Raw genomic sequence first — 16,947 nt, forward strand, 5'->3', positions numbered from 1 at the left:
TCACTATTTCTTAATAATGTAGGTGTTTTTATTCCCAGTCTTACTATCTACTTTAACAATATCGTCAGCGATCATATTTCTCATAACGCCTGCAATATCTGTTGTTGTAACAGAATCTTTTGGTATAACTTTTAGCCTTTCCAACTCATCTATTATTTGTTGGGAGGATTTATCTTTTGAAAGAAAACCCTTTCTGATTATGTTCTCTCTAACTTCTTTCGTTAACTTAATTCGTTGTAGAGATTCCTTAGAAAGCTTCTTCAGAGGTTGCATTTTTATTTTCGCTTGTCTTAGCGTTGCTAAAGGATACTTAACGGTTTTGGCATATTCTATGTAGTAATCAATGTTTGTTACTTCTCCTTTTTCGAGCCCCACCAATGTATTGAGTGGGATTCCTGTCATCTCACGTATATCGTTGAGCGTATACCCTTCATTTATCCTCTGCTCTTTTAGATTTTTTCCAATAAATATCCTGTATTCAGGAGATTTTATCCTCTCCGTTTTCTTGTCGTTCTCCATTTTATTGCTGATATTTATTAATTAATTAATGTATAATTTGCATTTGTTTAACTGTATTACTATATTTGTGTAAGTTATTGTTAAAGCGACTATTAAGCAGGGGGTACAACCACTGCGTAACGATGTCTCTCGTCTGAGAAAACCGGCAAATTTTACCTGCGAGAAGACTGCGAGTTCGCCACTATATCGGATTATTATTATCTTTGTGATACTATATAACCGATAAGGCGAGCTTTGTATCAGTCTTTTTTGGAGGTAAAGCAGAAAAGTCTCGTGAAGATTATACTGCAAGGGTTTCCTGCCGGTTTCCCTCAGCCATTAAAGCAGCAAAGCTCGCCGTATTGGTTTATACCAATTAAGGTCTTCTTTAAGGCTATCGAGAGTTCATCGTTCAATAAACTTTTTGATTATGATTGAACGATTAAAAACATCCAAGCAAAACCATCCAGCCTCGATCAACGATCGTTGCCCACGGTTTTCCCGTAAACTTCTCTTTAAGAACATTATCCGACATCCCGAATAAAGGTTTGCGCAAAAAACACAGACAGTAGGGGATAGGAGCACGTAATGCCCGCAAACGCAAGGGGTATTACCAGTCAATACAGCATAATATTGCTTCTCCTAGTCCCGCTATTGCCTGTTTACCGATCTTTCTATATTATCTGTAACTAATCGTTTGCAGAGGTTTTTGGAATCAGTTTTCTATTATAAATTTTTATCGAAATAAAAATAGGTTATTTTTTCCTTACGTCCAAATGATTTGAAAAAACATTTTGTTGTTTTACAATAATTAGAAGATCGGTATTTTCCATATTTCCGTGAATGGCGTAACAAAGAACCGTTGAAACCTTGTTATGAAGAGCATATAAACGCATTCGGAAAAGCAAATAATTTTATTTTTTAATCTGCAAAGGTTGGGTCGGAGTTAGGTAGAAGGAGATAGGCTTAAGTGTGATAGCTTACTGACAACCTTTGCATTAAGCAATTAAAAGAATGCGAAAATTACGCAAAGGGGAGAGGTATGCGCTATGGCGAGACCTTGCGAATAACCTTAATAAATATATAAAAAGATCGCTTCTTCGCTGTGCTCATCGCGATGACGCAGAAAAAACAAGGATAGCGCAATTCCCGCAGGCCGTGGGATACGGATTCAAGTTCGTGGCATTGGTAGTATTTTTTTCATATGTGTTGTTTAGTGATGCCCAGGCGCAGTCGGGTCGTATTCTCGGAGGGGGAGTACGCTCGGCTGCCGACGGGCAGATGTTAGAAGGGGTATCGGTATATACCGAAAAAGGGGAGAAGACCAGTACTGATCGGAACGGTACATTTAGTTTGAGTGTCTCAGCCATCAAAGATACAGTACATATAAAACATATCGGGTTTAAGCCACAAAGTATCGCTTATGATGAAACAACTACTTTATTGGAAATAGAACTTGTCCCGTCTGAAAATCAGATCGATGAAGTGGAGGTGGTGAGTACAGGATATCAGACCATTCCAAAGGAAAGGGCGACTGGGAGTTTTGTACAGATCGATAAAGAACTGTTGAACCGAAGGGTTACTACAAGTATTCTCGATAAGCTAGATGGCATCGCTCCGGGTCTGCAATTTGATAATAGAAGCGGCAGATCCGAAATTAATGTAAGGGGTATCAATACACTTTCCGGACTTTTAATGGGCCCATTGATTGTCGTCGATAATTTTCCCTATGAAGGCGATATCGCCAATATCAACCCAAATGATGTAGAATCCGTTTCCGTATTGAAGGATGCGGCAGCAACTTCAATATGGGGTGCGCGTGCAGGGAATGGCGTAATTGTGATTACCATGAAGAAATCCAATGCACGAGACCGGTTCAGGGTTGAAGCTAACGCAAATGTGACGACCTCGCCACCACCAAATCTCTACTATCATCAAAATATGCACAGTTCCGACTTCATCGATGTCGAAAAAATGCTATTTGAAGCTGGGCATTATGATGCAATCCTACAAGGCCCAACTTCACGCTTTTATGTCACTTCCCCCATAGTGGATATATTATTACGGGAACGTGAAGAGCTGCTAACAAAGGAGGAGGCGACTAGACAGATAGAAAGGTACAGGAACATAGATTACAGGGATGGCCTGCTGAAGCACGTGTACAGGAATCCCCTGTCTCAACAATATTCCATAGCTATATCGGGAGGTGGAGACAGGAATAATTCACGGATAGCTATTGGTTACGATAACAACAGTACGGTTACGCCAGGCGAAAAGGACAACAGATTAAGCATCAGGTTCGCCAATACCTATAAGCCTACAAAAAATTTACAGATGCAGTTGACCGCTTCCATGACAAAGTCAGCAGGAAGAGCGAATGGAGCACTCGCATATCCAATAATACCGGGGGGAGGAAAGAACGCATTGTTTCCCTACGCATCGCTGATAGATGATCAAATGAATCCATTAGCTATCCCATACGCTTATAACTACCATTATATCGATACGATTGGGGATGGCCGCCTGCTGGATTGGAAATATCGTCCACTTGATGAAATAAACAATACCAGATCCCGACGTGACCTCCAGCACAATCTTTTTGCTGTAAACCTAAAATATCAGATATTCAGCTTCTTAGATCTCGAAGGTCAATATCAGTTCGAACGACAGCATGCAGACAACTCGACAAACAGCACGCTGGCGTCCTTTTCTACAAGGGACCTGATCAATCGTTATACCCAGATTAACGGTACCGCTGTAAAAAATATAATCCCAGTTGGGGATATTTTGAATACGGGTAATTCTACATTATCAGGCCATAAGGTACGAGGACAACTAAATTTTAATAATAAATGGAACGGCATCCATGAAGTCAGTGCTTTTATAGGATCAGAACTATCCCATAGAAGATCTCCTTCTTACCAATTTCGAACCTACGGATGGAACGATGATGTCCTGACCAGAGCTAATGTTGATTATGTAAATTCATATCCTATTTTTGACGGGTTGTCACAAAACAGGCCTATTCCAAACGGGGAGGATTTTTCGAGCGCTACACGCCGTTTTGTGTCCACATATTTTAACGGATCTTATACCTACGGAAATAGATACATCTATTCGATCTCCGCAAGACGGGACGCCGCAAACCTTTTTGGAGTCAATACAAACAGGCGGTGGAATCCGCTCTGGTCTACAGGTGTATCATGGATACTATCGAATGAGAAGTTCTTATCCCGAACCGACTGGATACAGCTTCTCAAAGCCCGGGTTACGTTGGGGCATAGCGGAAATGCGGGTGAAGGTGGAAACAGCAGACCGATCATAATTAATATGTCCAGCGCCTCCTACACCAACTTACCCTACGCACAGATCGTTGCGGCACCTAACCCTAATCTGAAATGGGAAGATGTGAAGATGGTTAATTACGCAATCGACTTCTCGCTGTTCAAGGGTGCTTTAGGGGGAAGTTTGGAATATTTTACGAAGAAGGCATCGGATCTGATTTCGTACGAAGAGATTGACCCCACTACGGGAATGAACTCTGTAGACCGGAATGTCGGCGAAATCCAGAGTAAAGGTTTTGATCTTGTACTTAATTTCAATAAAAATATAAATGCCGTACATTGGACATCGTCTGCTTCGCTATCCTACGTGAAAGATGTGGTCAGTCAATTTTATGGCACCCTGCAAAATACACCGACCTATGTAAATTCTGGCGGTAAAACATTTACACCGTTAAAGGACAGGGTTTTATATCCCGTATTTAGTTACAGTTTTAATGGCCTTGATCCGGATAACGGCGATCCCATAGGTTTTTTAAATGGCGAAGAGAGTACGGATTACAGGGGTATAATGAATGATTCGTTGCAGAACCAACGTTATCATGGTTCGGGTCTACCTCCATATTACGGCTTTTTTAGGAATAGTTTCAGTTGGAAATCTTTTGATCTTTCTTTCTCGCTAGCGTACAAGCTTGGGTTTTTCTTTCGGAAAAGCACCATAAGCTATACCGGCCTATTTGATTCTTGGGTCGGTCATCGGGACTATGAGCACCGTTGGCAGGTACCCGGAGACGAGAATTCCACCGATATCCCTTCGCTGGTATATCCTGCTGATGGGAACAGGGATTCATTCTTTACCAACTCGGAAGCAAATATTGAGAGGGGAGACCTGATCAGGTTGCAGGATGTGCGGGTAGGCTATAAGATTCCTACGGCAGGTCTATTTCCAAATACACCATTCGTCGTTTCGGCATTTTTTTCGATCAATAATGTCGGCCTCATCTGGACAAAGACCAAGAGCGGTTATGATCCGGATTATAGTGCATTGCCGCCAAGCCGGTTCTATTCATTTGGTCTAAATATTAGTTTATAAACCTAGCTACTTATGAATATCTACTTAACTATAAAAAATATCTTTATTGGAGTCATAGCTGTTTTCGTCTCCTCATCCTGTGATAAGTTTTTGGACGAAAAGCCAAATCCACAGATTGTCACGCCAAAAACCCTGGATGATCTACAGCTGCTGTTGAATGCGGCAAACGAGCTCAACTACAATGCGTATCCGGGTCTGTCCGAGATTACGACGGACGATTACTATTTAACGACGGATGTGTTTAACGGCCTTTCTGAATTCTATAAAAGTCTTTACAAATTTGAAAGCAGTTCGGATTTCGCACGTGCGGATATCAATTTCCACTGGCGAAATCCGTATAAGGTTATACTGTACGCGAATACCATATTGGATGAACTGCCCAATATGGAAGGGAATAACAGCGTGCTAAGGAACGAAATTAAGGGAGGTGCACTGTTTTTTCGGGCTTTCTGTTTCTATCAACTCGCGCAGATATATGCAGGAGTCTATGTGCAGGATAGTCAAAATAATGGTCTAGGTATTCCAATCCGGGTATCGTCGGATTTTAGTGTGCCCACCACACGTGCTACGATAGCTGATACCTATGGACAGATACTAAAGGATCTTCAGGAAGCACTGAGCCTTTTGCCTACACAGGTAAACGTAACCACACAACCTTGCCGAGCTGCTGCACTGGCATTATTGGCGAGGATATATCTTTCCATAGATGATTATACCCATGCTGGGCTATATGCTGACCGTGCATTGATGGACAAGGCGAAGCTCATTGATTATAGTACGATCGATAAATCCGCACCTATACCATTTCAGCGGTTTAATGATGAGACGATATTCTTTGCCTATAGTTATGGTGCGACGGTACTGCACCCCAACCGTGCCAATATAGATAAAGGCTTATATGATATGTATTCGGAAAACGATCTACGTAAAACCGTCTTTTTTAGCCAAAAAAGCGGTGGACATTATGGTTTTAAGGGGGCATACCATGGTATTATAGGTAATTCGTATTTTATAGGGTTATCGACAGACGAGCTTTATTTAATTCGTGCGGAGTCTCGTATTCGGCAGGGAGAGGCCGAGAAAGGGTTGGAAGATCTCAACGTTCTACTGGAGCATCGCTATGATAAATCTGGTTTCGTTCCGTTTCAGGGACTAAACGATGATGAAGCTTTGCAGCTCGTGCTCGACGAAAGACGTAAACAGCTGTTGATGCGCGGATTGAGGTTTTCTGATCTAAGGCGCTTAAATAAAGACACTGGATTTGCAAAATCCATTAGCCGGGAATTAGTGGTAGGTGGGGAAACTGTTCAGTATACTCTGCCCCCAAATGATCAGCGATATACCTTCCTGATCCCACAGGAAGTGATTGTAAAAACAGGAATAGAACAAAACCCCAAATAGATCTGAAATGAGATTTCTTTTTATATTAGTGCAACTGACATCAATGTTATATGCACAGACACTTGTAACACCTATTGGAATTGGCGAAGAACTACCGCCGCTGACAATTGAAAATATTCTTAACAGCGAGCACCGCAGTATGGATCTCAGCGAATTAAAAGGAAAACATATTGTTTTCGATTTCGGATCGACCTATTGTCCACCGTGCATTGAATCGCTAGGCAAAATGGAATCGCTAAAAAGGCTCTTTGGCGAAAACATGGAGTTCTTTATGGTGATGCATGAGCCGGTAGAAAAGGTTGACAAATTCCTACAGCATTCTGAGGTTGGAAAGTCATCGACCATTCCGATCATCGCTGCCGACACGATACTGCATCAGAAGTTTAGGCATATCGCCCAACCTCATATTGTATGGATCGACGAGAAAGGGATAGCGAAAGCTTTTACAGGTAGAGAGTACTTAAGTATAGATTATATTAAGTCCTATCTGCAGGGGCACTCCACGTCATGGCCCGTAAAATGGGATTTCCCCTATGACAAAAATAAAGCGATGCTGGTCTTTAATCCAGATAATTTTAACCATACCAATACACCGAAGCGGTTTATATCGTCAATGGTTTCAGATCATATGGAGGGCCTGGTGTGGGGAGGTAAATCGCAGGTAGACCCGGTGAAGAAGCAGATTCGGCTCACTGCGATCAATTTAAATTTCCTACAGCTGTACCTGCGAAATTTTTCAAGGACGTACGATCTGGATTTTTTTAATGCGCAGGTTCTTGTAGACACGGCCGGTAGTGATAAATACTTTTATAGCCCTAAATTAGGGTCTCGCTCTAAATGGAATACGAAAAATACCTATTGTTATGAAATGGTGTTCCCATTAAGCATGTCGCAATCGAAAATAAATGAACGGATCGTTCAACAGCTTAATTTATATTTCGGTTTGGATGTCCAATTGAAAAATCTTAAAAGACCATGTTGGGTTCTATCGAGGGTGTCTGCGTCGAAAATAGAGAAAGTTAATGTGGATGAAAACGGGGTATCAGTTAAAGGATTACTGAGAACAATAAACAGGATTCCATTTCATCTGCCGGCTGTAATCGAAAAGGATTTAGATTTTACAGCGTATAACGGGCTGGTGTTGGATGTGGATCTGACCAAGCTAGACGATATAGATAAAATAAATCATGACCTAGAATCTTATGGACTAACCTTTAAAATTCTAGATCATGAAATAGAGACGCTTGTCATCGAAAAGAATTAATCTTTCATCGTCAAGGTCTCGTTACCGTTGTTATCCAACGCATTTGCTATGCGTTGCGCCACGGTCTGCGAACTGAAATTTGGAGCTGGCTGACTAAGATCCGGTTGTGGATTAGTCGGAGATCCATTAGAAGGTGCATAAAGTTGACAGGCTTCCGTACCAACGTCGCATGCTTCTACCGAGGTTGCTAACGCATACTGGGAAGCGTCGGTGGGGTCATTGTCGGCAGGATTGGCCGCCCCGATGAAATCCCAGTGTTCGTTAGTAATTACTTTATTTTCTTCCTCAACATGTTTAAAAGCTGAGAATCCTACTGTTGCTGTTAGTGCAAGTGCTACCGCGCCTGCTACTGCGATTGATTTTTTGATGAATTTATTCATCCTATGGTCTTTTTTATAATAGCAAAAAAAGGTTGCCTCAAAAAACTTTATGTTAGATATTGATCTCCCATCGTTCTTTAGCGGGGTGGAGTGATCATTAAGCCCCGGATATAATTTTTACGGGGTATATCAGCACGTATCATAATTTATTCCCATACCGGCCTGCCCGGGAAGGGAGCAAACTTTCTTGGAAAACGCCTATAAACAACCAAAAGAATATGATAGACCGGTATCGAGACTAACAATAGGAAGGTGCAAAACAGCTTGATCGATTTTTTATAGCGTACCGCTGTATCGATTGGGTTGGTTGGGCCACTCAAGTACCAACCGAGGGTCGATAATCCTAATAACACTATAGTCATCAAGAGGTGTCCTTCTAATGATAGTCCAGAAAATACCGAAGCGTAATAACAAATTAAGCCAAGCGCAACGCATACCGTGAAGATTGTCAGCTGCTTAGAAGATCTGATGTAACCAATTATATGTTCTGCTCTTGTTTTCATTTTTGCTATATCTTTGTTTCTAGATACGGTTACTTAATTAGTACCGATTGTCTAAAACAAAGGTATGGCACATCTTATCTCGCGAACTGATAGGAAGCGATTTGCTGAACTGATAGGTTTTGAGAAAAAACCGGATGAATGTAATGCTGGTTAAAAGTAGATTCAGCGGTTGTTGATTGATCTACTTACAACGGCTTTATAAAAATATTACGGAATGCAATAGAATCGGTATGGTTTTGCAAGGCAATTTTACCGTTGCTGTAGGTTGCAAAATCCGGATAGGCTTTCATGTGGCTATCTGCAACGTGTTGTTTAAATGTTGCGCTGTTGATATCTGAAGTAAAGGTGAGCTTGTCGTTGAGCCAAAAGCTCACGATCCCGTCTTGCTGTTTTATCCTGCCCCGATTCCAGCTGTTATATGGCGCGGGGTTAGAGTCTGCCCCTTTGCAGTCGACACCATAGAGGCAACCCGCCCAATGGGTAGAATCTTTTTTGTGACGTTCTTCCGCATGCGCATTGTCCAACAGTTGCATTTCAAGTCCTGTTGCAAATGTTGTGGCATACTTCGCATCTTCTTCGACATTGATGAATACACCGCTATTGCCACCCTTTGCCACCTTCCAGTCAAATAACAATTCAAAATCACGATAACTGCTATCGGAAACCAGATCAGCAAACACACCGTCCGGTTTTCGAGGGTCGCAGATAAGCTCCCCATCTTTAACGGTCCATTTCGATGAGGTATCGCCTAAGTTGTACAGGTGCCAGCCATTTAGGCTTTTCCCATCAAACAAAAGCTTCCATCCCTCGCGCTGCTGAGCGGAGCTCAGTTTATTGATGCGTTGTTCATTCGACGTGCAGCCAATGATAAAAAGTGCAGCTATACAATAGGATAAAAGTTTCATAGGCTGCTAAGATAATTAATGTGCTTTCCATTTCAAATGGGCGCTGATCTTTTCCATAGAAACTTCCTTGCTATTCGTCAAATCATAAAAGTATTCACATTGCCACTTTTGGCTAGTTAGCGCTTGACGATTTGTCGGCGTATCCCAGGCAGGGTAGAGGCGGAAGCCGCGCTTGCCTTCTTTTTGTGCACTGCTGAGGATCTGTTTCTCGGCGAGTACCGCCTTTGGGAAAATAAATATACCCAATTGATCATCCTGCCGAACAGCTATAATGTAGCAATCAAAAGGATCATCAAGTTGAAAAGGCTGGGTTTGTCCATCGGCACCTCTTTTCCAGAGCGTAACAAACTGCCCAACTTTCTTCGGTGTTATTTTGGCCATACGGTATTTAACAGACAACGCATTTAGCCGAAAGTTGAAGCCGCTATATTCGTCGACTTCTTGATCGGCTTCGAGGGCGTTAAGGTTTAGGCCAAGTGGCTCGAATAAGATCTGTTGTAATATCTGTATTTCATCCGTCATGCTACAAAGGTAGCGCTATTATTGGCGCTTTATAAATTCGATCGCCTGTTCGAGCAATTCGTCTTTTCCACTGCGTATGCCCTCAATAGTCGGTTTAACCTCGATGTCTGGAATAATGCCTACACGCTGCGTTTCTTTACCATCAGGATAATAAATACCTATACCCGAAATCTTGGTTTGCAGGCCGCCCGGAAGATGAATTGTAGAAACATTTCCATCTGCCCCGGCAGTAGTACTACCAATCACTGTCGTATTTTGTCCCGCACGGAGAGACATCGCCGCGTATTCAGCCGCACTTTGGCTGATTTCGTTTACGATAACGACAACAGGCCCTGCATAGTTTTTATCCCCAGGTGTTATGTCGACGCCTTTTCTAAAGACGAACTCACCAGGATTACTAACACTTGATCCTGTAAATTTAACGAATGCAGTTGGAGATGACACAAAATATGAACCCAAACTAAATGGAACATTTGCAGACGGATAATTACGTATGTCAATGATAATGCCCTTTGCGTCTTTAAAGTTTTCCTTGATTAGCGGTATGTCATCGTCTTTGATCGTTTGTAAAGTAATGTAACCGATATTATCATCGAGCATTTTGAAAGATTCAGGCGGCTTTGGGTTAATCCAGTTGAATGTCCTGAGGCTCTCACTCGAATAAAGCGCCAAGGTCTTCGTTTGTTTTAAGCCACTAGCAGACGTAAATTCGATTTCTATGGATTCTTTATTGGATCGCAACAGGTCGTATGTCATATTCCGTAACTGTACGGGTTTGTTAGAAGCCGGATAATAGGGTGTTCGTTCGGCAATAATATCATCAGTTTTTTTTCCGTCGATACTATGGATTACATCACCGACGGCAAGTCCAGTACTTTCCTGCAGTTCGGGATAGTAAAAGTCGGTTACCGTAAGTTTATCTTCAATAAAGCGGGTCTGGAATGTGGGATAATAAGTGCCTTTCCATGTCGCAATTTTATCGGCCCCTTGGCCAAGACCAGCGTGGGTATCGTTGACCTCGGCTATGATTTGGAGTACAGCAAGTTCGTAAGCTAATTCATCTTTAGCCTGTACAAAAAGAGGCAGGTATTCGCGTAATGTCGTGTCCCAGTTCTTGTCTGTGAGGTGTCGATAAGGAAAGAAATAGTTTATAATGTTCCAATATCTGAACAATGATAGCAATCTGAATCCGTCATCGGGATAAGATGTCGCTGTATAGGGATTTTCATTTTTAAAATCGGGGTTTCCGACACCGCGATTCATAGCGACGTAATAATTCTTGCCCAGACCGCGATTTTTATAGATATGTTGCAAAGCATTTCTTAAGCTTTCGTCTTGCTTATCGATCCAGCCTAAGTCGGTCTTTAAAAAAGCATTGTCGTTTGAGGTTGCGCAATTTTGACAGGTTTTGACTTCACCTAGTGAGCCGATCCAGCGAACAAGCAGTTCGTCCCGCTCTACCTTTCCTTTGTTCGCAATATAGGAGGGAACAAACCGAAACAGTTCGTAATCCCAATTATAATTGCCTTTGGCTATCTCCGGATGGTGGTATTTTAAGAATCCCCAAATCTTTCCCAACAATTCAAGATCGTCTAATTGTTGTGCGCTCAGTTCCTGGAGTTCGACCAATGAACCATTATCAAACTCCTTGTCTGTTTGGGGCTTTGGTAATTGCTTCTCTTTTAGCATCTGCACGTCCTGACCATCAATCGTGACCACAAAGTCGTCAAACCAAGCTTCCCCTTTGCCGGATAGCATACCCGCTACAAGGATAAGTTCTCCATCTTCCGGATAATCGAGCGTGACGCTGTATTTTTGCCAATCTTTGGTGCCTTTTACCCGTTGATTCTGCATGTTATCAAAAACGAGTGATTTTCCATCGCCATCAATACGCAGCAACAACCCGGCAAAGCCTTCAACGTCCCTTATTTTCATGTATCCTTCGAGCTTGATCGTTTTGCCACTGTAATTGGCTGGAATACTGTACGCAATACTTCCGAAGCTACCGCTCGCTTCATCAGACGTGATCTTTGCAGCGAGATTGCCCGAATGGCTTAGTGAATCTATTGTAAGATTATAAGTGCCCCATTTAAACCAACCTGTAGCTAGGGCGGCATTTGTTTTTTTTTCTTCAAAACCTAAATTGAATTTATCGTTTTGCTGGGCGTGAGAATATAATGTAGAAAGCGTAAGAAATAGAAACAGAATTCTTTTCATAAGTTCATTGCAGTAAATTATCTCCCTTAAATTATCTCCCTTAATTAATAAGTTCTTGAATTTATGTATTTTAAAAGAAATTTAAAAGTTTTTTTAAAATAGCTACCGATTATCTTCCATCAAATTACTCTTCTACCGTTCGTAACCTTCGTATGTAAATGGTGGGAGTCATTCCGGCATGTTTTTTAAAGAAATGGAAGAACGCTTCGGGCGAACTATAATTAAGTGCATAAGCAGTTTGGGTAGCGGTATGCCCCGCGCGGAGATATTCTTTTGCTTTTTCCAATAGCAATTCTTCTCGTAGGTCGCTTAAGGTCGTTCCAAAATAGCGTTTGTAAGACCGGCTTATGGTATCCGAATCGAGCTTTAAATCTGTTTCTAATCTTTTCAAGCTGGCAGACTGTCCTTCGTCTTCAATATACAGCGCCAGTAGGTTTCGCGCATTGACCGCAATGCGCTTATCATGCTGCTCTTTCGTCTGTTCCTGCCCAACTTTTTCCAAGGAGAGTTCGATCAGTTGGATCAGCTTGGCGTAGATAAAAGCTTCGTTATTGAGCTGCTTGGCGCGTAGTTCCCTACAGATGATTTCGATCTGTAGCTTCGTCTGCGGACCGACCCTAAAATCGATACTGCATTGTGGTTCCGCTGCTTTATCGCGGTAGGCGGCAATGAGTGGCTTAAGAAAATCGTAGGGTCGCTCGTTGCCCTGTCGGAATATCCGCCCGCTAAAATAAAGCCCGAAGATCTGCGAACGGCCCTTAGGCAGTTCTATCGCGTAATCATCAGGTGGCAAATAAAGGTAACGCGCCCGCTCGTAAGCGATGTCGGTAAGGGGATCGGCAGTTGCATCGTATAGAAAGAGGGATCCATCACTGGATAATACGTACAGGATATGCAGATCGCTCCGGTCGATTTCAAGTGGAATCATGCGAGCCGCTTCGAGGGTAACATCAAGATGATAGAGGAAACCCCGCTGCCCGTCAAATTCCTGTAGGATGGCCTCGTCGTTACCGGTCTTCCAGTAGCTGGCTTCCGCATGCTGCATCAGGAGGGTAGGTTCGAGTTGTAGCTCGCTGAGGCTTTCTACGGAATTAAAATATTCGTGGAGTTGTAAATGGAAACTTTTCTTCATAATGGATGATTTTATGGTATTTAAATATGTTGACGAAATCTATTTTGTACATAGATTAAAGGTACAGGGAAAACCAATCCAAAAACCGGTTAAAGTTGGCAAAATGCTGGTGAAAGTTGGGAAAACGTTGGTTAAAGTTGGGGTAATGTTGGTAATAGTTGGGTTCAGCGCCTATAGCTGCTGAACCCTAAAATAACAACGAAAGCAAGAATCACATAAAGCCAAAAGCTGAAGCTGTTTTTGTGCTTTAATTCGACTTGTTCGTCTTGTTGGAGTGTAGTCGTTTCTTGACTGTTCTGCACGTGCTGAAGCATATCGTCTTCGGATTGCCATTGCCGGATACCAGACTCACGAAGCTCTAGCTGCCCTCCCTGGGCCAAAAGCCCCGAATCGGGATGATAATACAGCCAGCCATCGGTCCAAAAGGACCAATGACGCTCGCTACTGTCGCGCATAGCGGTGCGATAACCTTCATAGTGCAGCGCCTGCTCTTCTCGACGGGATTGGTCCTGCTGCATAGTCGTCTGCCGTTCTCGATACAGATTACAACTGTAGAAGAGCAGGGGGATGAGAAATAATATTTTTAGCATGTTTTCTTTCGTTAGGGATGAATATTTGCCGACGGTCCATCTACCCAGTTTGATAGGGCATAGATGGTACGTAGATGCCGGCGTCGGGATTCGACCCGGTTATGGCTATTGCCTTCAATGCTTACAATATAATCGCCCTGCTGCTGCTTGACCAGGCCAACGTGGTTGATCCGCTTGGCCGTAGCGCTATAGATCCCGAATATATCTGCCACTGCAAATCCGTGGATTTGCCGATCTATAAATTTGCCCTGTTTCCAGTATGTACGGGCTTTCGGAAACAAGGCTGGACTCCAGGGGTTGCGGGGTTGGCGTAGACCTGCTTGCCCATAGCACCAACTCACAAATGCGGCACACCACTCGTATCCTTTGCCCAAATGGGTGTAGCGTAGGTACGCTTCTACACGCTCCCCGTCGTTGTGGCCTGTTGCTTCCCGAACACCAAGTTCGGCAGTGGCAATGTCGTGGATGCGCATTCGCGGATTGGCAGATTCGCACTCTTTTATATGACTATTGCCAGGGCCCAGAGCGTGGCATAGAGTAATAAAAAGAAAACCGAGAAATAAAGAATACAGTGTTGCCATGATGAAAGTTTGTTTAGATGTGTACTTAGGTTTTGACGGATGGTCTTAAACGGTTGCCAGAGCAGCTCCTGCAACCAAAGGCTACAGAAAATGGCGGCTATGCCACAGATGATACCAAAGAGGAGCATCGAAAGAATACCAATGTCGAGTACCGCTGCCGAAGGATCGACCAATTTGACGACGCTGTCTGCCATGATAAAGAAAGTGAGAAGCCAAATGAGATAAAGCAACAGCTTCGATAGGAGGGTAAGGCTTCCGTCCGGCATGGCGGTATAGGAAGCGCTTTGTTTAAGTGTGTTCATATTTGATCGTGTTAAAGGGTGAAAAAACGAGGTGCCGAGGCACCTCGAATGCATAAACTATCTGACGATAATGGATGCGCTATCGCTCCAGTCGCCGGCGCCGTGCTGATTAACGGCCCGCACCTGGAAAAAATAGCGGATACCGGGCTCCAGCGGCGCGATAATCGTGATCCGCGAATCGGTCGTACTTTGACGTTCTGACCAATTCTCCGGATCAGCGGCTTTCGCATACTGGTACTCGTAAATACGTACCCTCTTCTGCATCTGAAATTGCAGGCGCACCTGTCCGGACTGATTGGTGTCCAATAGACGTACGCCTACCACCTTTACCGGCGGCTGTGCGGCCGCGGGCAGTGGATTGGTCGGAAAGCCGGAACTAAGCAATACCGATAGTACCCCATTGGCGGTAAGATTAACGTAATACGATAGCTTGGCCATCGTGTCGACCAGGATCACACGGCTTTCATTTTTTAAGGCCGTGTCTTCCGGCGCACCGCGTTTGCGTACTGCGGCAAGCTTAGCCGTAAAATCGTCCAGCTGCGTCTGTACATCTTCAAGGGTCGGACTGGGCGTGGCAAAGTGTGTGTTTCCATCCATCGCTCGGACGATAGTCTGTACAGTGATGACGAGTTCGTCATCTTTCATGCTTTTAAAGCCATTCAGGGCTCTGTGTGTTGTCACCATAACAGTGTCTTTTTAAATTTGTTAAACCATGGATCAGCGAAGCGCGCTTCCCGCTGATCGTAGAACAAACATAGGGATGCAGAAAGCCAGTTACGGGCGGTTGTCCCGAATTGGCCCCGAAATGACCCGAATTGGCCTATATGGGGCCAATGTAAGCGCGGTGAGGGGGCATAGTCGGCCATTTTTGATGCATCAAGTGTGAAGGAGGCATGCACAAGTATGACTTAGGATGGGGAAAGTTTGAATCTTATGGCATCAAGTGTGAAGGAGGTATTAACCAGATGAAAACTTGATGGGGGAAGTTTGGTTTTGGACGCATCATCTTTGCATGTTGATGCATCAAGTTTGAAACTTGTGCACGCCTGTCTGAAACTTGGTGCATCAAGTTTCAGTTTGGACGCAGCCGGACTGGATCTTGATGCATCAAGTTGGAAACTCTTGCAGCCTTCTTCTAAACTTGATGCACCAAGTTGTTGTCTTGGTGCATCAAGATTGACGCCGATGCCGTCTGAAAAAGGCAAAGGTGCTAGATATGTCCCCGACGTTTACGGTCGTTGTACAGCGGCTCGATGTCCTCTTTTCGATAGGTATCAATGTTGCCTATACGGTGCGGCATCAGTTTTCCCTGATTGACATAGCGCTTATAAGTACGGTCGCTAATGCGTAGATACTTGATCACATCGTCGCGTAGTAAAATCCCCTGGTCTTTTTTGTCTGCCATCAGGTCTGTATTACTGCTGATGTTTTCCATCAGTTCGTGCATGCGCTTGAGTGTCAAGTATAAGCGGTGTAGGTAATCATCCATACGTTTTCTCTTTTCTGATAGTTACACTAATGAATTATGAATAACCCATAAACCAAAGTCCTTTTGTTTGTAGGTGGCACCATAGGGTATGCTTTCTTTAATATGATGAAGCGCGATGCTATCGCCAACAACTTTGCGGACATAATCGACATTGACTATGAAGGATTTGTGGCATCGCTTGAAGGTCTCAACCGGTAAACTCGCTTCAATTTGGCCGAGACCCAGCCTTATGATTTTTTTAGTATCGTTGTCCAGCCAGATCCAGGTTTCCATGGCATCTGCTTGTAGGTAAACGATTTCGCTGAAATCGATGCGCTGTTGGACCAGGCTTCCCGCTTCGCGTACGAAAAACAGTTCGTCTATCTGTGGCGGACGAACGTATGAGGTATCCCAGCTTTCGAGCACCTTATTAATACTGTCCATAAAGGTACTGTAGCTATACGGCTTTACGAGGTAGTCCGTAAAACGGAGCCGGTAGGTTTCTGCTGCATATTCGCGATGGGCCGAGGATGCTATAACACGGAGTGGCCGACGCCCCGGCGATGGCAGAGTAAGGTGTTTGATCTGCTCGAAAATATCCAGACCCGACAGGCCCGGCATCTCCATGTCGATGAGGAGGATATCAATATTTAATCGGAAAATTTTATGGAGTGCTGCCGTGGGGTCTTTCTCGCTGGATACTAGGTGTAAGATCTTGGTTTTACGGACAAACTCGGAGACGCTTTTCAAGGCTTCGGGTTCATCATCGACGACCATTACTCGAATTTTTTTTTGTTTCATGTGTCTATG

At 43.6% G+C, this 16,947-nt stretch carries 16 protein-coding genes; 5 read left to right on the forward strand and 11 right to left on the reverse strand.

The features are described from left to right. Window positions 1–3: 3 nt before the first annotated feature. Window positions 4–519, reverse strand: coding sequence for a helix-turn-helix domain-containing protein (locus tag FAZ15_RS03300; RefSeq protein WP_136899862.1), 516 nt, complete (start codon window positions 517–519; stop codon window positions 4–6). 993 nt (window positions 520–1,512) lie between these two features. Here FAZ15_RS03300 and FAZ15_RS03305 point away from each other — a divergent pair. Genes FAZ15_RS03305 through FAZ15_RS03315 form a run of 3 tightly spaced genes read left to right on the forward strand, consistent with a single transcriptional unit; the run spans window position 1,513 to window position 7,537 of the window. Continuing rightward, the gene (locus FAZ15_RS03305) at window positions 1,513–4,872 is read left to right on the forward strand and encodes a SusC/RagA family TonB-linked outer membrane protein (RefSeq protein ID WP_136899863.1); all 3,360 of its coding nucleotides are present in this window, start codon (window positions 1,513–1,515) and stop codon (window positions 4,870–4,872) included. Window positions 4,873–4,884: 12 nt separating this feature from the next. Then, on the forward strand, window positions 4,885–6,273 hold the full coding sequence (locus FAZ15_RS03310) for a RagB/SusD family nutrient uptake outer membrane protein (RefSeq protein WP_136899864.1): 1,389 nt from the start codon (window positions 4,885–4,887) through the stop codon (window positions 6,271–6,273). Between the two features lie 7 nt (window positions 6,274–6,280). Continuing rightward, window positions 6,281–7,537, forward strand: a complete 1,257-nt coding sequence (locus FAZ15_RS03315) for a TlpA family protein disulfide reductase (protein ID WP_136899865.1) — start codon at window positions 6,281–6,283, stop codon at window positions 7,535–7,537. Here the strand turns inward: FAZ15_RS03315 and FAZ15_RS03320 are convergent. The 7 genes from FAZ15_RS03320 to FAZ15_RS03350 all read right to left on the reverse strand — a co-directional run bounded on the left by FAZ15_RS03320 (window position 7,534) and on the right by FAZ15_RS03350 (window position 14,367). Continuing rightward, the gene (locus tag FAZ15_RS03320) at window positions 7,534–7,917 is read right to left on the reverse strand and encodes a hypothetical protein (protein WP_136899866.1); all 384 of its coding nucleotides are present in this window, start codon (window positions 7,915–7,917) and stop codon (window positions 7,534–7,536) included. The two genes, FAZ15_RS03315 and FAZ15_RS03320, sit on opposite strands and share 4 nt — an antisense overlap. A gap of 688 nt (window positions 7,918–8,605) precedes the next feature. Beyond that, window positions 8,606–9,325: a 3-keto-disaccharide hydrolase gene (locus FAZ15_RS03325; protein ID WP_136899867.1), complete on the reverse strand. Its 720-nt coding sequence runs from the start codon at window positions 9,323–9,325 to the stop codon at window positions 8,606–8,608. A 15-nt stretch (window positions 9,326–9,340) separates the two neighbouring features. Next, window positions 9,341–9,847: a MepB family protein gene (locus tag FAZ15_RS03330; RefSeq protein ID WP_136899868.1), complete on the reverse strand. Its 507-nt coding sequence runs from the start codon at window positions 9,845–9,847 to the stop codon at window positions 9,341–9,343. A gap of 18 nt (window positions 9,848–9,865) precedes the next feature. Then, entirely contained in the window at window positions 9,866–12,064 is a 2,199-nt protein-coding gene (locus FAZ15_RS03335; RefSeq protein WP_136899869.1) for a S41 family peptidase, read from the reverse strand. Between the two features lie 124 nt (window positions 12,065–12,188). Further along, window positions 12,189–13,196 (reverse strand): helix-turn-helix domain-containing protein, encoded by a 1,008-nt coding sequence (locus FAZ15_RS03340; RefSeq protein ID WP_136899870.1) that lies wholly within the window; start codon window positions 13,194–13,196, stop codon window positions 12,189–12,191. A gap of 164 nt (window positions 13,197–13,360) precedes the next feature. Then, window positions 13,361–13,651, reverse strand: a complete 291-nt coding sequence (locus FAZ15_RS03345; RefSeq protein ID WP_136899871.1) for a hypothetical protein — start codon at window positions 13,649–13,651, stop codon at window positions 13,361–13,363. Between the two features lie 146 nt (window positions 13,652–13,797). Then, window positions 13,798–14,367 carry a CHAP domain-containing protein gene (locus tag FAZ15_RS03350; RefSeq protein WP_238387139.1) on the reverse strand — a complete coding sequence of 190 codons (570 nt, stop codon included), beginning with the start codon at window positions 14,365–14,367 and terminating at the stop codon, window positions 13,798–13,800. Between the two features lie 53 nt (window positions 14,368–14,420). Here FAZ15_RS03350 and FAZ15_RS03355 point away from each other — a divergent pair, with 53 nt between their 5' ends. Further along, window positions 14,421–14,609, forward strand: a complete 189-nt coding sequence (locus FAZ15_RS03355; RefSeq protein WP_136899872.1) for a hypothetical protein — start codon at window positions 14,421–14,423, stop codon at window positions 14,607–14,609. A gap of 117 nt (window positions 14,610–14,726) precedes the next feature. Here the strand turns inward: FAZ15_RS03355 and FAZ15_RS03360 are convergent, their stop codons facing one another. Next, a complete protein-coding gene (locus FAZ15_RS03360; protein ID WP_136899873.1) occupies window positions 14,727–15,353 on the reverse strand; it encodes a fibronectin type III domain-containing protein in 627 nt (208 codons plus the stop codon). 28 nt (window positions 15,354–15,381) lie between these two features. On the opposite strand from FAZ15_RS03360, the gene FAZ15_RS22430 reads away from it, so the two are divergent. Beyond that, a complete protein-coding gene (locus FAZ15_RS22430) occupies window positions 15,382–15,555 on the forward strand; it encodes a hypothetical protein (RefSeq protein ID WP_162304861.1) in 174 nt (57 codons plus the stop codon). A 324-nt stretch (window positions 15,556–15,879) separates the two neighbouring features. On the opposite strand, the gene FAZ15_RS03365 is transcribed toward FAZ15_RS22430, so the two are convergent. Next, window positions 15,880–16,158 (reverse strand): helix-turn-helix domain-containing protein, encoded by a 279-nt coding sequence (locus FAZ15_RS03365; RefSeq protein WP_136899874.1) that lies wholly within the window; start codon window positions 16,156–16,158, stop codon window positions 15,880–15,882. 21 nt (window positions 16,159–16,179) lie between these two features. Beyond that, window positions 16,180–16,938 (reverse strand): LytR/AlgR family response regulator transcription factor, encoded by a 759-nt coding sequence (locus tag FAZ15_RS03370; protein WP_136899875.1) that lies wholly within the window; start codon window positions 16,936–16,938, stop codon window positions 16,180–16,182. Window positions 16,939–16,947: the final 9 nt, after the last annotated feature.

Source organism: Sphingobacterium olei, from assembly GCF_005048855.1.
Taxonomy (GTDB): Bacteria; Bacteroidota; Bacteroidia; order Sphingobacteriales; family Sphingobacteriaceae; genus Sphingobacterium; species Sphingobacterium olei.

Excerpts from the sequence above, each read along its gene's own strand:
- FAZ15_RS03300 (WP_136899862.1), bottom strand. The coding sequence starts at position 519 with ATGGAGAACGACAAGAAAACGGAGAGGATAAAATCTCCTGAATACAGG.
- FAZ15_RS03305 (WP_136899863.1), top strand. The coding sequence starts at position 1,513 with ATGCGAAAATTACGCAAAGGGGAGAGGTATGCGCTATGGCGAGACCTT.
- FAZ15_RS03310 (WP_136899864.1), top strand. The coding sequence starts at position 4,885 with ATGAATATCTACTTAACTATAAAAAATATCTTTATTGGAGTCATAGCT.
- FAZ15_RS03315 (WP_136899865.1), top strand. The coding sequence starts at position 6,281 with ATGAGATTTCTTTTTATATTAGTGCAACTGACATCAATGTTATATGCA.
- FAZ15_RS03320 (WP_136899866.1), bottom strand. The coding sequence starts at position 7,917 with ATGAATAAATTCATCAAAAAATCAATCGCAGTAGCAGGCGCGGTAGCA.
- FAZ15_RS03325 (WP_136899867.1), bottom strand. The coding sequence starts at position 9,325 with ATGAAACTTTTATCCTATTGTATAGCTGCACTTTTTATCATTGGCTGC.
- FAZ15_RS03330 (WP_136899868.1), bottom strand. The coding sequence starts at position 9,847 with ATGACGGATGAAATACAGATATTACAACAGATCTTATTCGAGCCACTT.
- FAZ15_RS03335 (WP_136899869.1), bottom strand. The coding sequence starts at position 12,064 with ATGAAAAGAATTCTGTTTCTATTTCTTACGCTTTCTACATTATATTCT.
- FAZ15_RS03340 (WP_136899870.1), bottom strand. The coding sequence starts at position 13,196 with ATGAAGAAAAGTTTCCATTTACAACTCCACGAATATTTTAATTCCGTA.
- FAZ15_RS03345 (WP_136899871.1), bottom strand. The coding sequence starts at position 13,651 with ATGCGCGACAGTAGCGAGCGTCATTGGTCCTTTTGGACCGATGGCTGG.
- FAZ15_RS03350 (WP_238387139.1), bottom strand. The coding sequence starts at position 14,367 with ATGGCAACACTGTATTCTTTATTTCTCGGTTTTCTTTTTATTACTCTA.
- FAZ15_RS03360 (WP_136899873.1), bottom strand. The coding sequence starts at position 15,353 with ATGGTGACAACACACAGAGCCCTGAATGGCTTTAAAAGCATGAAAGAT.
- FAZ15_RS22430 (WP_162304861.1), top strand. The coding sequence starts at position 15,382 with ATGGATCAGCGAAGCGCGCTTCCCGCTGATCGTAGAACAAACATAGGG.
- FAZ15_RS03365 (WP_136899874.1), bottom strand. The coding sequence starts at position 16,158 with ATGGATGATTACCTACACCGCTTATACTTGACACTCAAGCGCATGCAC.
- FAZ15_RS03370 (WP_136899875.1), bottom strand. The coding sequence starts at position 16,938 with ATGAAACAAAAAAAAATTCGAGTAATGGTCGTCGATGATGAACCCGAA.